The organism is Stenotrophomonas sp. SI-NJAU-1, from assembly GCF_020883215.1.
In the GTDB taxonomy this organism is placed as follows: domain Bacteria; phylum Pseudomonadota; class Gammaproteobacteria; order Xanthomonadales; family Xanthomonadaceae; genus Stenotrophomonas; species Stenotrophomonas indicatrix.
In genome coordinates, this window is sequence record NZ_CP086598.1 from 3,852,014 (window position 1) to 3,865,447 (window position 13,434).

General features: G+C 67.2%; 14 protein-coding genes. 7 read left to right on the forward strand and 7 right to left on the reverse strand.

Annotation, left to right across the window (positions count from 1 at the left end; translation table 11 throughout):
* Positions 1 to 101 precede the first annotated feature (101 nt).
* On the reverse strand, positions 102 to 671 hold the full coding sequence (locus LMF57_RS17455; RefSeq protein WP_025877378.1) for a DNA-deoxyinosine glycosylase: 570 nt from the start codon (positions 669 to 671) through the stop codon (positions 102 to 104).
* Between the two features lie 186 nt (positions 672 to 857).
* Between LMF57_RS17455 and LMF57_RS17460 the strand changes: the two genes are divergently transcribed.
* The 3 genes from LMF57_RS17460 to glpK all read left to right on the forward strand — a co-directional run bounded on the left by LMF57_RS17460 (position 858) and on the right by glpK (position 4,661).
* Positions 858 to 1,493 carry an OmpW family outer membrane protein gene (locus LMF57_RS17460; protein WP_049464294.1) on the forward strand — a complete coding sequence of 212 codons (636 nt, stop codon included), beginning with the start codon at positions 858 to 860 and terminating at the stop codon, positions 1,491 to 1,493.
* A 120-nt stretch (positions 1,494 to 1,613) separates the two neighbouring features.
* A complete protein-coding gene (gene glpD / locus LMF57_RS17465; protein ID WP_229290292.1) occupies positions 1,614 to 3,098 on the forward strand; it encodes a glycerol-3-phosphate dehydrogenase in 1,485 nt (494 codons plus the stop codon).
* Between the two features lie 63 nt (positions 3,099 to 3,161).
* A complete protein-coding gene (gene glpK, locus LMF57_RS17470) occupies positions 3,162 to 4,661 on the forward strand; it encodes a glycerol kinase GlpK (RefSeq protein ID WP_117311451.1) in 1,500 nt (499 codons plus the stop codon).
* Between the two features lie 69 nt (positions 4,662 to 4,730).
* Here the strand turns inward: glpK and LMF57_RS17475 are convergent, their stop codons facing one another.
* Positions 4,731 to 5,525: a MetQ/NlpA family ABC transporter substrate-binding protein gene (locus tag LMF57_RS17475; RefSeq protein WP_229290293.1), complete on the reverse strand. Its 795-nt coding sequence runs from the start codon at positions 5,523 to 5,525 to the stop codon at positions 4,731 to 4,733.
* A 26-nt stretch (positions 5,526 to 5,551) separates the two neighbouring features.
* A complete protein-coding gene (locus LMF57_RS17480) occupies positions 5,552 to 6,523 on the reverse strand; it encodes a YafY family protein (RefSeq protein WP_117311452.1) in 972 nt (323 codons plus the stop codon).
* A gap of 81 nt (positions 6,524 to 6,604) precedes the next feature.
* On the opposite strand from LMF57_RS17480, the gene LMF57_RS17485 reads away from it, so the two are divergent.
* On the forward strand, positions 6,605 to 7,207 hold the full coding sequence (locus LMF57_RS17485) for a hypothetical protein (RefSeq protein ID WP_229290294.1): 603 nt from the start codon (positions 6,605 to 6,607) through the stop codon (positions 7,205 to 7,207).
* 107 nt (positions 7,208 to 7,314) lie between these two features.
* Entirely contained in the window at positions 7,315 to 8,091 is a 777-nt protein-coding gene (locus LMF57_RS17490) for a DUF481 domain-containing protein (RefSeq protein WP_025877391.1), read from the forward strand.
* Positions 8,092 to 8,207: 116 nt separating this feature from the next.
* On the opposite strand, the gene hemC is transcribed toward LMF57_RS17490, so the two are convergent.
* Positions 8,208 to 9,119, reverse strand: coding sequence for a hydroxymethylbilane synthase (hemC, locus tag LMF57_RS17495; RefSeq protein WP_033832280.1), 912 nt, complete (start codon positions 9,117 to 9,119; stop codon positions 8,208 to 8,210).
* A gap of 459 nt (positions 9,120 to 9,578) precedes the next feature.
* Here hemC and LMF57_RS17500 point away from each other — a divergent pair, with 459 nt between their 5' ends.
* Together LMF57_RS17500 and LMF57_RS17505 are read left to right on the forward strand one after the other, a co-directional pair.
* Positions 9,579 to 9,872 carry a transposase gene (locus LMF57_RS17500; protein WP_093818797.1) on the forward strand — a complete coding sequence of 98 codons (294 nt, stop codon included), beginning with the start codon at positions 9,579 to 9,581 and terminating at the stop codon, positions 9,870 to 9,872.
* Positions 9,869 to 10,729, forward strand: coding sequence for an IS3 family transposase (locus LMF57_RS17505; protein ID WP_229290295.1), 861 nt, complete (start codon positions 9,869 to 9,871; stop codon positions 10,727 to 10,729). The genes LMF57_RS17500 and LMF57_RS17505 overlap by 4 nt, the downstream gene beginning before the upstream one ends.
* A 214-nt stretch (positions 10,730 to 10,943) precedes the next feature.
* Here the strand turns inward: LMF57_RS17505 and LMF57_RS17510 are convergent, their stop codons facing one another.
* The 3 genes from LMF57_RS17510 to LMF57_RS17520 are packed head-to-tail and all read right to left on the reverse strand — an operon-like array spanning position 10,944 to position 13,389.
* A complete protein-coding gene (locus tag LMF57_RS17510; RefSeq protein ID WP_025879008.1) occupies positions 10,944 to 11,672 on the reverse strand; it encodes a LytTR family DNA-binding domain-containing protein in 729 nt (242 codons plus the stop codon).
* 10 nt (positions 11,673 to 11,682) lie between these two features.
* Positions 11,683 to 12,726: a sensor histidine kinase gene (locus tag LMF57_RS17515; RefSeq protein WP_229290296.1), complete on the reverse strand. Its 1,044-nt coding sequence runs from the start codon at positions 12,724 to 12,726 to the stop codon at positions 11,683 to 11,685.
* 3 nt (positions 12,727 to 12,729) lie between these two features.
* Positions 12,730 to 13,389 carry an alpha/beta hydrolase gene (locus LMF57_RS17520; RefSeq protein ID WP_229290297.1) on the reverse strand — a complete coding sequence of 220 codons (660 nt, stop codon included), beginning with the start codon at positions 13,387 to 13,389 and terminating at the stop codon, positions 12,730 to 12,732.
* Positions 13,390 to 13,434 lie beyond the last annotated feature (45 nt).

A 13,434-nucleotide genomic window follows, 5' to 3' on the forward strand; every position in this document is an offset into this window, starting at 1 on the left:
GGCAATCTGGTGTAGGGAAACGTCTATTGTGCGGCCAGCGGGAGCCAGCGCCAACCGTTACAGGTGTTTTCAGTACGCACGCAGCCGGGACACGCTGTTGCTCATGGCCCGCCGGCGCTTCCAGTCGGTAGCGTATTGTCCTGCCGATGTCCGCTTGATGTCGCCAGTGCGACGGCCACCGGCTGCCAGGCCTGGCGCAGGCGCGGCAAGGACCACGCTGCGTTGGCCGGACTGGTGGACGGCAGCGCCAGCACCTTGGCCGACGTGGCCAGCTGCGGCTGCACCCAGCGCTGGAAGGCCTGCATCGCCGCGCCACCGTTGCAGCCGATCAGCTGCAGGTCAGGTAGTGCGGCGATCAGTGCGGGAAGTGCATTGGCCACTTCCGTGCCACGCACGATGTCCGCATCCAGGCTGCCGCGTCGTTCGCAGCGGCCGATCACATCCCACAGGCCGACACCATTGGCTGCCAGCGCCTGCAGTCGCTGCGCGTACGGCATTGCCGGGTCGAAGCCGCACAGATCGCCGAGCAAGGGCCAGAAACGATTGCGCGGGTGCGCGTAGTAATGCTGTGCCTGCAACGAAGCGATACCGGGCATTGAACCCAGCAGCAACACCCGGCAATCCGCGTTCACCTGCGCAGGGAGGCCGATGCACAACGTTGCAGCGCTCACATCTTCTCCAACTGCATGAATATTCCGGGAGGGCAGAAACCGCATGGAAACAGGGATTCCGCGCTGTTCGCTGAACAGTGCGAACTAATTTTTAACGCGCGTCGGATTCGATTCATGTTGGGGCGACTACGGTGTGCTCGCCCCGCAACCGGGGGCCCAAAACAAGAAACATTAGGAGATTCCCCCATGCGCTCCATCCGTATCCTGAGCCTCGCCCTGCTGACCTCCGCCGCGTTCGCACCGGCTGCCTTCGCGCAGGACAGCAGCACCACCGATACCGCCTCTGGCAAGCATTTTGCCGTGGTTGGCGGCGTCTCGCTGCTGCAGCCGAAGAATGACCCGATCGACGGCATCAAGAAGGTCGATGGCGGCCCGGCACCGACCGTCAGCTTCAGCTACTACATCAACGACAACTGGGCCGTTGAACTGTGGGGCGCTGCAGACAAGTTCGACCACAAGGTGAAGGGCCCGGGCAATGCCCGCCTCGGCAGCGTCGAGCAGCAGCCGGTCGCGCTGAGCGGCCAGTACCACTTCGGCCAGGCTGACAACGTGTTCCGTCCGTTCGTGGGCGTGGGCTACTTCCAGTCGGCCTTCAGCAATGAAACCCTGGCCGACGGCAGCGATTCGGACATCCGCCTGAAGGACGCCAAGGGCGTGATCGGCACCGTCGGTGTGGACATGAACATCAACTCGACCTGGTTCGCCCGTGCCGACGCCCGCTACATGCGTTCGCGTCCGGACGTGAAGGTCGGCGGCGAGAAGATCGGCGAAGCGAAGATGGATCCGTGGACCGTCGGCTTCGGCATCGGCGCCCGCTTCTAAGCGCTTCTGCGTCTTTGTTGTACCGCGACGGGCCCTACGGGGCCCGTCGTCGTTTCCGTCACCCGGGTTCTGTAGAGTCGACTGACAGTCGGATCTACACAGACGGGATGCGGAGGCGCGATGCACGAGGTCGACCTGCTGGTGATCGGCGGTGGCATCAACGGCGCCGGTATCGCCCGTGATGCCAGCGGCCGCGGCCTGAAGGTGCTGCTGTGCGAACAGCACGACCTGGCAGCACACACCTCCAGCGCCAGCAGCAAGCTGATCCATGGCGGCCTGCGCTACCTGGAACAGCGCGAGTTCAGCCTGGTGCGCAAGGCACTGGGCGAGCGCGAAGTGGTGCGTCGGCAGGCGCCGTTCCTGGTGCGGCCGCTGTGCTTCGTGCTTCCGTGGCAGCCGCACCTGCGCCCGCGCTGGATGCTGCGGCTCGGGCTCTGGCTGTACGACCATCTGGGCCGGCGCAGTCCCGCCTTTCCTGCGTCGCGCGCCGTGGATCTGCACGACGATCCACTCGGCGCGCTGCTGTCGCCACAGCTGCAGCACGCCTTCAGCTACGCCGACGCGCAGGTGGATGACGCGCGGCTGGTCGTCCTCAACGCGCTCGACGCTGCGCAGCGGGGTGCATGCATCCTGACCGGCACGCGCTGCGTGGACCTGCAACGCGGGCACGGACGCTGGCACGCCGTGCTGGAAAACGCCGCAGGCCATCAGCAAACCGTGCAGGCACAGGCGGTGGTCAACGCCGCAGGCCCCTGGGCCGGCGGTCTGCTGGAGCGCATGCACGCCCGCAGCGGCGGACCTGCGCTGCGCCTGGTCCAGGGCAGCCACATCGTGCTGCGCCGCGCTTGGCCGAACGACCGCGCCTGCCTGCTGCAGCAGCCCGACGGCCGCGTGGTGTTCCTGCTGCCCTTCCACGACCACCTGCTCATCGGCACCACCGACACCGACTATCGCGGCGACCCCGCACGCTGCAGTGTGCTGCCCACGGAAGTGGACTACCTGTGCAGCGCTGCCAACGGCTACCTGCGCGATCCAGTCGCACCTGCCGAGGTGGTCTGGCAGTTTGCCGGTGTGCGCCCGTTGCTGGCCGACCCGGACCCGCGCGCGGCCAAACTGAGCCGTGACTATCGCCTGCAACTGGACGCCGAAGGTGCGCCTGCGCTGCACGTGCTGGGCGGCAAGCTGACCACGTACCGGGTACTGGCCGAGGAGGCACTGGACCTGCTGCGCCCCCATCTGCCGCACGCCGGCCCCGCCTGGACGGCGGCAGGCGAGCCACTGCCCGGCAGCGACTGGGGCGATGCCGGGCAGGCACGGGAACAGCTTCGGCACCAGGCCCCCTGGCTGCCGGAGGCCACGCTGCGGCGCTGGGCCAGCGCCTATGGCAGTCGCAGCATCGATCTGCTGCACGGCGCACGCAGCCTGTTCGATCTGGGCGAAGACTTTGGCGTGGGCCTGCACGCACGCGAGGTGGCGTTCCTGTGCGACCACGAGTGGGCCCGCAACGCCGAGGATGTACTGTGGCGGCGGAGCAAGCTGGGGCTGCAGATGGACGCGGCGCAGGCAGTACGGCTGCAGGCCTGGATGGATTCACATCGCCGGTAATGCCGCGCGCGGCCCGGCGCCGCTGATGCATTACGATCCCAACATCGCCACCGGAGACGCTGCATGACGCCCCGCTACGTGCTGGCCATCGACCAGGGAACCACCAGTTCGCGCGCGATCCTGTTTGATCGTGCCGGCGACATCGTCGGCAGCGCGCAGCGCGAGTTTGCCCAGTTGTTTCCACAGCCGGGCTGGGTCGAGCATGACCCGCGCGAGATCCTGACCAGCGTCTACGCCACGATCACCGAACTGCTCAGCCGCGAACAGATCGATCCCCGCCACATCGCCGCACTGGGCATCACCAACCAGCGCGAAACCACCGTGGTCTGGGACCGTGCCAGCGGCCAGCCGATCCACAACGCCATCGTCTGGCAGTCGCGGCAGAGCCAGGCGATCTGCGAGCGGCTGAAGTCCGGCGGCCACGAAGCGCTGATCCGCGAGCGTACCGGCCTGCTGATCGATGCCTATTTCTCGGCCACCAAGATCCGCTGGATCCTCGACCACGTGGAAGGCGCGCAGCAGCGGGCCGAACGTGGCGAGCTGCTGTTCGGCACCATCGACAGCTGGCTGGTGTGGAATCTCAGCGGCGGCCAGGCGCACGTGACCGACTACAGCAACGCCGCGCGTACGCTGCTGTTCAACATCCATACCCTGGACTGGGACGAGGACCTGCTGGCCCTGCTGGACATCCCGCGTGCGATGCTGCCGCAGGTGCGCGATTCCAGTTCGGTATACGCGCACACGCGCCCGCAGTTCTTCTTCGACCATCCGATCCCGATTGCCGGCATCGCCGGCGACCAGCAGGCCGCGCTGTTCGGCCAGGCCTGCTTCCAGCCAGGCATGGTCAAGAACACCTATGGCACCGGCTGCTTCATGCTGATGCACACCGGCACGCAGGCCGTGCGCTCGCGCAATGGCCTGCTGACCACCATTGCCTGGGGCCTGGGAGGAAAGGTGGAATACGCGCTGGAGGGGTCGATCTTCATCGCCGGCTCGGTGGTGCAGTGGCTGCGCGATGGCCTGCGCATGATCGATCGCGCTGCTGACAGCCAGGCCTTGGCCGCACAGGTGCCGGACAGCGCGGGGGTGTACCTGGTGCCGGCCTTCGTCGGCCTGGGTGCACCGTACTGGCGCAGCGACGTGCGCGGTGCGATGTTCGGCCTGACCCGTGGCACCGGCAAGGCCCACTTCGTGCGCGCAGCGCTGGAGGCGATGGCCTACCAGACCCGCGACGTTCTGGATGCGATGCAGTCCGATGCGGGCATCTCGCTCAGTGAACTGCGCGCCGATGGCGGCGCGATCGGCAACGACTTCCTTGCCAGCTTCCAGGCCGACATCCTCGGCGTCCCCCTGCTGCGACCGCGGGTGACCGAGACCACTGCACTGGGTGCGGCCTACCTGGCCGGACTGGCGGTCGGCTTCTGGGAGAGCCGCGAACAGATCGCGGCACAGTGGGGGCTGGATCGCCGCTTCGAACCGCAGATGGCGGTGGCCCGGCGCGAGAAGCTTTACGCAGGGTGGCAGCAGGCCGTGGCCGCCACCCTCGCCTTCCACGTCGACTGACGGCGGTAGCGCCGGGCCATGCCCGGCGAGACACCCATTCCGCCGGGCATGGCCCGGCGCTACCCAACATCAGAACGCCGGCAGCACCGCGCCCTTGTACTTGGTCTCGATGAAGGTCTTCACCTGCGGGCTGGTCAGCGCCTTGGCGAGCTTCTGCACGCGGGCGTCGTCCTTGTTGTCCGGGCGGGCGACCAGGAAGTTCACGTACGGCGAGTCCTTGCTCTCGATCGCCAGCGCGTCCTTGGTCGGGTTGAGGCCGGCATCCAGCGCATAGTTGGTGTTGATCAGGGCCAGATCGACCTGGTCGAGCACGCGCGGCAGCATGGCCGAATCCAGCTCGCGGAACTTCAGGTTCTTCGGGTTGGAGACGATGTCGCGCTGGGTGGCCAGTGCGTTGGTCGGATCCTTCAGCTCGATCACGCCGGCCTTGTGCAGCAGGATGAGTGCGCGGCTGTTGTTGCTGGGGTCGTTGGGGATCACCACTTCGGCCCCTTCACGCAGTTCGGCCAGCGACTTGATCTTGCGCGAGTAGGCACCGAACGGCTCGATGTGCACGCCCACCACCTTGGTCAGGTCGGTCTTGCGATCACGGTTGTAGGCGTCCAGGTACGGTTCGGTCTGGAAGTAGTTGGCATCCACCTGCTTCTGTACCAGCTGGTCGTTGGGCTGCACGTAGTCGTTGAACACGCGCACGTCCAGCTCCACGCCTTCCTGCTTGAGGATCGGCTTGACCACGTCCAGGATCTCGGCGTGCGGCACGGCGGTGGCGGCCACCACCAGCTTCTGCGAAGGCTCACCGGACTTGCCGCAGGCGGTCAGGGCCAGCGCAGCGGCGAACAGGGGCAGCAACAGGGTCTTCTTCATGGGCGCAATCGATCTCGGGGGAGGTGTCAGGATTTTTCGTAGTTGGTCAGGGCCAGCTCCAGCAGTGCCTTGGCCTGCTCGCGCAGCATCATCGGCTCGACGATCTCGGCATCGGACCCGTAATGCAACACGTCCATCAACAGTTCGCGCGACACGCTGTAGGGCACCTTCAGTTCGTAGCGGCCATCGGCGAGGAAGCGTCCCTGCTGCTTGGAGTGCCAGTGCTCGTCGGCCACCCAGCGCGCGGCCTTGGCACTGAACAGGATGGTTGCCCAGCCCTTGGGCGCACCGGAGAAGATGCCGTAGCTGGCACCCAGCTGCTCGTCCAGTTCGCTGTCGGCGACATCGCGGGCGGTGCTGTCGATCACCCGCGCCTTGTAGATGCGGTCCACCGCAAAGCTGCGCAGGGCCTGGCGATCATGGTCCCAGCCGTCCAGGTACCAGTTGTCGCGGTAATGGGTCAGCCGTTGCGGCGATACGGTGCGCTTGGTCGCTTCGTCGGTCGAGCGGGCCCGGTACTCAAAGCCCAGCTGCTTGCGCTCCAGCACCGCCGAGGCCACCGAACGGAAGCTGGCTTCATCGAACTTGCGGCCACGGTGCGGAATCACCCGCACCCGATCCACCGGCCAGCTGGAAACACCGGCCTGGGCGGCGAGCAGGCTCTCGATGCGCTGCTGCAGCGGCGCCAGCACCGAAGACAGCACGCCGCCGCCGGTACGGGCCAGCAGGTGCTGCGAGGCCAGCAGGGCGTGCAGCTCCTCCGAGCTCAGCCACAGGCCGGGCAGCTCGAAGCGGTCACTCTCGTCGGCCAGGTAGCGGAAGCCGGCCTCGCCATCGCCCTCGATCGGCGCCATCAGCGCATCGCGCAGGAACGCCAGGTCGCGGTAGACGGTGGCCCGGGAGCAACCGAGCTTGTCCTGCAGGGTCGCCACCGTCACCGGATAGCGTGCGGACTTGAGCAGACGATGCAGGGCGGTGATGCGTTCGTATCGGTCCATGCCCCCGATTATGTCCGAGTCTCGGGCGTTGTGGCGGACGATTGGGCTATCGTGGGCGCCCCCTGACCCGTGGAGCGCCCGATGCGCCGGTTGTCTGTCCTGCCCCTGCTGGCCTGCCTGCTGCTGGCCGCCTGCGACCGCGCACCGGCGCCAACCGACGCTGCGACGCCCGTCCCCGCTGCCGATCCGGCGCAGGCGGTGCTGTCTGCCAGCCAGCGCTTTGCCGCCCTGCGCAGCTTCCATGCCGAGCTGGAGGTGCTGGGCGCGCAGCAGCCGGTGCGTACCGCGATGGACTTCGTCGCCCCGGACCGCTTCCGGGTGCAGACCCCTGCCGGGCCACAGGTGATCATCGGCGACACCATGTTCCTGCAGGCCGACGATGCGATCCGCCAGGTGCCGACCCCGCCGGGGCTGCTGGAGCAATGGCGCAGCCCGCTGCCTGCCGATATCCCTGCACAGGCCCTGCAGGCCGAAGACCTGGGCAACCAGACGCTGGAGGGCGTCAGCACCCGCCACTACCGCCTGCGTGGCGCTACCGCCGGTGAACGCCTGGAGTACTGGGTGGATGCGCAGGGCCTGCCGCGGCAGATCGTGCGCAGCGGCCACAACAACGGCAAGCCCTTCCAGCTGCGGCTGCGGTACTCGCGCTTCAACGATCCGGCCCTGCAGATCGATCGGCCCTGAATGGGCCTGGCCAACAACGCCTGCTGAAGCAGGCGGGACAGGCGATTCGGACGGTCATCACGCTTCCAGTATCATCGCTGGCTGCCAACCGCTTCGGAGAAGCCTCGATGTCCCTGCGCGTGTCCCTGCTGGTCCCCTTGCTGCTCTGCGCCCCGCTGGCGTACGCGCAGGATGCCTCCGAACTGGCGGCGATGTCCTCGCCGTGGAGCGGCAGTGGTGGCGAACTCGGCTTCGCGTCGGCACGTGGCAACAGCAGCACCGAGAGCTTCAACGGCCGCCTGCGGCTGCGCTACACCGATGGCGACTGGGTGCACAGCATGGACCTGTTCGGCCTGCGCTCCAGCTCCAAGGTGACCGAAACCAGCGACGACGGCACCACCACGCGCCGCAACAACACCACTGCCAACCGCTATACCGGCAGTGCGGGCAGCGCGCTGCAGCTGGGCGAACATCGCCAGCTGACCGCCACGGTACGTACCGAGCGTGATGATTTCGCCACCTACGACCGGCAGAGCTCGTTCGGTCTTGGTTACGGCACCCGGCTGTGGAACACCGAGCGCTTCTCGTTCGACGCGCAGATCGGCCCCGGTGTGCGCCGCACCCACAGCACCGAGGATGACCGCACCCGCACCGGCCTGATCGGTCGTGGCCTGTTCGACCTGAAGTACTCGCTGACCGACAACACCGACCTGATCAACACGCTGCTGGTCGAATCGGGTTCGTACAACACCTTCGGCCAGAACGATTTCGGCGTATCGGTGAGCATGAACGAGCACCTGGCGCTGAAGGCCGGCTGGCAGGCGCGTTACAACAGCGACGTCGCCGAGGACAAGCGCAAGACCGATACGCTGACCACGATGAACGTGGTCTACAAGTTCAAATAAGCGAAACGGGCGCCTGGCGCCCGTTCTGCTTTTGGTAGTGCCGGCCGCCGGCCGGCAACTGCATTCCATCGGGCTCATGAGGTTGCCGGCCAGCGGCCGGCACTACCTGCGGTGGCTCAGACGTTCAACAGCTCGCCAGCACCCGCATCCAGCAGCATCTTCGCCACGCGCTGGCCCAGCGCTTCCGGGTCGCTGGCCGGGCCCACGGCGTCGGCACGCACCGCGCGGCCGTCGCTGGCGCTGCCGACCAGCCCCTGCAGGTGCAGGTCCTGGCCCTGCCACTGCGCGATCGCCGCCACCGGCACATGGCAGCTGCCATGCAGCGCGCGGTTCATGGCCCGCTCCGCTTCCACACAGGCGCGCGTGGCGGCGTCATCCAGGCCTGCAAACAGCGCCATCAGCGCGGCATTGCCGCCATCGCACTCCACCGCCACTGCGCCCTGTGCTGGTGCCGGCAACCACTGCGGCGGCTGCAGGCGGGCGACGATGCGGTTGCCCAGGCCCAGCCGTTCCAGCCCGGCCACGGCCAGCACGATGGCGTCGTAGCCGCCGTTGTCGAGCTTGGCCAGACGGGTGTTGACGTTGCCGCGCAGGTCCAGCAGCTCCAGGTCCGGGCGCAGCGCACGCAGCTGGGCCTGGCGGCGCAGTGACGAGGTACCGACGCGCGCACCGATCGGCAGTGCATCCAGCGAGGCATACAGGTTGGAGACGAAACCATCGGCCGGATCGTGGCGGGTCAGCATTGCCGGCAGCGCGAACGGCGCATCCAGTTCCATCGGCACATCCTTCAACGAGTGCACCGCGCAGTCGGCCTCGCCACGCAGCATGGCCAGCTCCAGCTCCTTGAGGAACAGGCCCTTGCCACCGATGGCCGCCAGCGAGCGGTCAAGCACTTCATCGCCGCGGGTGCTCATCGGCACCAGTTCCACGTGCAGATCGGGATGTGCCTGGCGCAGGCGGTCGGCGACGTGTTCGCTCTGCCAGAGGGCGAGCGGGCTCTTGCGGGTGGCGATGCGGACGGTTTCCATCCTTTCATTATCGCGCCTATCGGCGGGATACGGCCAACGGCGGAGCCCCTCGTGGCTGGAAGCAACAGCTGTGCTTGGCCGGGCGGGGTGGACTGCGCAGGGGTCGCTGCAAGTACGTCCATGTAAGCTCGGTCGCCGCATCCATGCGGCTCACGCCCCTGCGCAGCCCACCCCGCCCGGCCTCTGACAGTTTCCGTGTGCGTCAGCCACGGAAGATCAAAAGAAAAAAGAAAGAGCAGAAGCAGAAACAACAGCCGACGGCTTCCGGGGTCAGATCCCTTTTCCGCAGGAAAAGGGATCTGACCCCTCTTTCCCACCCGATAACAACAATGCCTTTGCCGTCCGACGCAGTGGACAACGAGAGGGTTGGGCCGGGGTGGGGTGGCGGGACCGTTTGATCTGGCTCCCCATGAGCGGACGCCAAGAAGCGATACTTTGATCGCACTTGGAGGTCCTTTTATGTCCCGTATCACCCGCCGTAGCTACACCGATGAGTTCAAGCACCAGGCTGTGGCGCTGGCCGAGTCACTCGGCCCAGCCGCAGCGGCGCGACAACTGGAGATGTCGGTCAAAACGCTGGCCAATTGGGTCGACGCTGTTCGGGCCGGCCGGTCGCTGACCTCGGAGGCCCGTAGACCGGCCACCGACCTGGAAAGCGAGATCAGCCGCCTGCGGGCCGAGAACGCCAACCTGAGGATGGAGCGGGAAATCCTAAAAAAAGCGGCGGCGTTCTTTGCCAAAGAGTCCAAGTGAGGTACGCCTTCGTCGCCAGCCATAGGACTCGCTACCCGACCCGGTTACTGTGCCGTGTTCTCGGAGTATCCGTCTCTGGATTCCATGACTATCTGCGCCGACAGTCCGGCGCAGCCACCGACCCCGATGCAGCACTCCGTGCCGAGCTTCGGGCTATCCATGCGGCCAGCAAGCGCAGCTATGGACGACATCGGCTGGTCAGGGCCCTGCGCGACCGGAATCATCACATCGGCCATAAGCGCGTGGCGCGGCTGATGGCCGAGGAGCGCATCCAGGGTAAGACCAAGGGGCGCTGGCGGCGCAACGCTTCGGCCGGAAGTTCGACCCTCGCCCCGAATCTGCTGGATCGAAAATTCGCTCCTGGTGCCGGGCCGACGGCGTGGGTCGGAGACATCACCTATGTCGCCACCCGTCAGGGCTGGCTGCATCTGGCGGTGGTCATCAGCGTCCAGACCCGCCAGGTGCTGGGCTACAGCACTTCCGACCGGATGACCGAGGACCTGGTGGTGAAAGCCTTTGCCAACGCTTGGGCCCTGCATCCACAACGGCCTGGCCTGATCTTCCATTCGGATCGGGGCGGGCAATACTGGGGCAATGAGTTTCGCCGGCTCCTGCAATCCCACGGGGTGGTCCAAAGCATGAGCCGGCCTGGCAATTGCTGGGACAACGCAGTAGCCGAGAGCTTTTTTGCCACGCTCAAGGCCGAAGAGGCCGCTGATCCTTACTCAAGCCGGGAGCAGGCCAGCCAGTCCATCGCCACCTACATCCACGGCTTCTACAATCCCGCCCGGCTACACTCGGCACTGGGCTATCAATCGCCCAATGCCTACGCCCGGCAGCTCAGGGCTGCCGCCTGAAACGGCTTCATGGCGTCCGTTTTCAGGGAGCCAGATCAGTTGGCGCCAAGGATGGCGCCATCGAGCCCCCAGGGATGGGTTTACGGCGTGTCCCGCCACCCCACCCCGGCCCAACCCAGCACGTAGCAACACCGAGCCATGACCCGCTGTTGCTGTTGCTGTTGCTGTTGCTGTTGATGTCGAAGCAGTCGCGGCCGCAGGCCGCGCGGAAAACCTACAGATGCCGCAATTCCTGCTTCAGCGTCGCCACGCAGCGCCGGCTCACTTCCAGCGGCTGCTTGCCATGCCGCAGCACCGCCTGCACCTGCCCTCCGCTGCCACGCCGCAGCTCCACCAGCTCGTGGCGCGCCACCAGGCAGTTGCGATGGATGCGCACGAAGCGGCTGGCGAACTCCTCCTCCAGCGACTTCAACGATTCCTCGATCAGGTCCTCGCCACGCGCATGATGCACCACCACGTACTTTTCTTCGGCCTGCAGATAGTGGATATCGTCCAGCGGAATCAATCGCAGGCTGCCGCGCAGGCGGGCACACAGCATGCTGCGGGCCTGGCCGCCGGTGTGCTGGGGCTGCCCGTCACGGCCGGCCAGGAAGGTGCGGGCGCGTGCGATCGCCGCTGCCAGCCGCTCGGCGCGCACCGGCTTCATCAGGTAATCGATGGCCGCTGCCTCGAAGGCCGACAGCGCGTGCGCATCGTAGGCGGTGCAGAACACCACCGCCGGCCTCGGCTCGAAACTGGCCAGATGGCGGGCCGCTTCCAGCCCGTCCAGGCCGGGCATGGCGATATCCAGCAGCACCAGGTCCGGCTGCAGTTCGGCGCACGCGTGCAGGGCCTGCTCGCCGTTGCCGGCCTCGGCCACTACGTCCACCCCTTCCTGCGCGGCCAACAGGCTGCGCAGGCGCTCGCGCGCCAGCGGTTCGTCATCGGCGATGACTACCCTCACGATCGTCCCCTCACTGGATCGGCACTGTCACCTGGCAGGCATAGTAGCCCTCGCTCCAGCCAGCCGTCATCCGCGCGGCGCGGCCGAAGCGCCAGCTCAGGCGATGGCCGATGCTGTGCTGGGCGTGGCCTGCCCCCTGGGCCAGGGCCAGCCCGGGCACCTGCGGATCCGGTGCAGGATTGCGTACGCGGATCTGCAGCTCGCTGCCCACACAGGCCAGATGCAGCTCGATGGTGCCGCCTTCGGGCAGGCGCGAGACGCCGTGCAACACCGCGTTTTCCACCAGCGGCTGCAGCACCAACCGCGGCATCGGCAGGTCCCAGGGCAGGGGTTCATCGCGCTGCCAATGCACCCGCAGGCGGTCGCCCAGGCGCAGTGACTCAATCGACAGATAGCGTTCGGCCAGTTCGCACTCATCGCGCAGGGTCGAATCGCCCTCGCCTGCGCCCAGCGCGGCACGGAACAGATCGGACAGATCGAGCACCGCCCGCTCGGCCACCGCTGGGTCGCGATGCAGCAGGCTGGCGATCAGGTTCATGCTGTTGAACAGGAAGTGCGGGCGGATGCGCGCCTGCAGGGCGTCGGCCTGCGCGCGGGCATTGGCCTGTACCTGCGCCGCCCAGCGGTCGCTGACATAGAAGTAGCGCAGCGCCAACGCGGTGATCAGCGCCGTGGTGGCCGCGCTGCCCAGGGTGAAGCGCCAGAAGCCGATGCCGCGTGCGAAGCTGTCGCCCAGCACGCCATACAGGGCATGGATGATGCCCGCGCACAGGATGGCGATCAGCGCGGCCAGGCCGACGGCGGCGACGGCGCCCAGCAGTTCCGGCAGCTTCGACAGCGCCTGCCGCAGCAGGCACAGGCTGGCGGTGACCGCCAGCGCCAGCCACAGCGCGAAACCGCTGGCCGAGGCCAGTTCCCCCATCGTCCAGTGGCGGCTGCCATCGGGCGCCAGCGCCAGCACCACCACCACCAGTTCGGCCAGGCCGAGCATCGCTGCCAACCGCGGCAAGCGGCACAGCTCCGGCATCCACGGGGTGGCAGCGCTCGCGGCCATGGGTCAGGCGGCGCCCAGGCGTGCCTGCAGCCAGTCGCCCAACGCGTCGATTTCCTCGGCGCAGACCTGGTGGGCCATCGGGTAGCTGTGCCACTGCACGTCGAGCCCGAGCGTGCGCAACGTCTCGGCGCTGTGCGCGGCCACCGCCTGCGGGATCACCGGATCGCTGCTGCCGTGGGCCATGAACACCGGCACATCCACCGCACCATCAACGCGCGACGCGCTTTCGGCCTCCGGCAGGTAGGTCGACAGTGCGATCAGGCCGGCCAAGGGAGCAGTGCGTGCCAGCGCGGCGCTGAGGATCACCGCCCCGCCCTGCGAGAAGCCGGCCAGAAAGATGTGATCAGCGGCGACACCGCGTTCGATCTCACGGGCGATCAGCGCATCCAACTGCACCACCGACTCCTGCACGCCGGCCATGTCGGCGCGCGAGCGGAAGTCCATGCCGACGATGTCGTACCAGCCACGCATCGGCACGCCGTTGTTGATCGTGATCGGCCGCACCGGTGCGTGCGGGAACACGAAGCGCAGCGCCGGCCAGTGCGGACGCACCAGTTCGGGCACGATCGGCGCGAAATCATGGCCGTCCGCACCAAGGCCGTGCAGCCAGATCACCGACCACTGCGGCGAGGCGCCGGTTTCCTGTTCCACCGTTTGCAGCATGTTGCGGCTCCTGTACGTTCGAGCCGCATTATGCCGCTGGCACGG